Origin of the sequence: Azohydromonas sediminis (assembly GCF_003574675.1) — a bacterium.
GTDB classification, from domain to species: Bacteria; Pseudomonadota; Gammaproteobacteria; order Burkholderiales; family Burkholderiaceae_C; genus Calidifontimicrobium; species Calidifontimicrobium sediminis.
On sequence record NZ_QOAZ01000111.1, the window covers coordinates 1 to 586 of the forward strand.

Annotated in this window: 1 protein-coding gene; it reads left to right on the top strand. The window is 63.1% G+C overall.

Translation table 11 applies throughout. The annotated features are described in order from the left end of the window. Positions 1–164: 164 nt before the first annotated feature. A partial coding sequence (locus DRV96_RS17855; protein WP_162911155.1) for a multicopper oxidase domain-containing protein occupies positions 165–586 on the top strand: 422 nt, incomplete at its 3' end.

Below are 586 nucleotides of genomic sequence, written 5' to 3' on the forward strand. Positions count from 1 at the left end.
CAACGCTGTCGCGTTGCCCACCGCGCAGGCCTTCGCCCACAAGCTCCACAGCCTCCCACCACCATCTACATGAACCTGGAACTCAACGAAGACCAGGTTCTATCGGGGCGACAACAATTCTGACGCGGGGGGCAGGGCAGCGCACACCCATCCTGGCCTACGCCGTGGAATCGGGTGGCAAGAAGTTCCTCAACCCGGCGCTTCTGGCTCGCCGCGGCGACGAGATGCGGGTGAAGCTGATCAATCACATGGATCAACCGACGGTCATTCACTGGCATGGCCTGGGTGTCGACTCTCGCAACGACGGCAATGGCCTCAACGTCGTGGCGCCGGGCCAGCAGATGGACTACGCCTTCACCGTGCAGGACCGGTCGTCGATGTACTGGTACCACCCCCATGCGCACGGCTTCATTCCCCAGCAGGCCTACCACGGGCTTGCCAGCCTGCTCTTTGTAGAAGACGAAGATGAAGCCACCCTGCGCAAGGAATTGGTCGGACCTGCGAAATTCACATCAACGCCGGTTGTGGGCGACGACGGACGCCGGCGACGTCGCGCGAGGGCGGCCAGAGCTTGCCGACGTGCGCA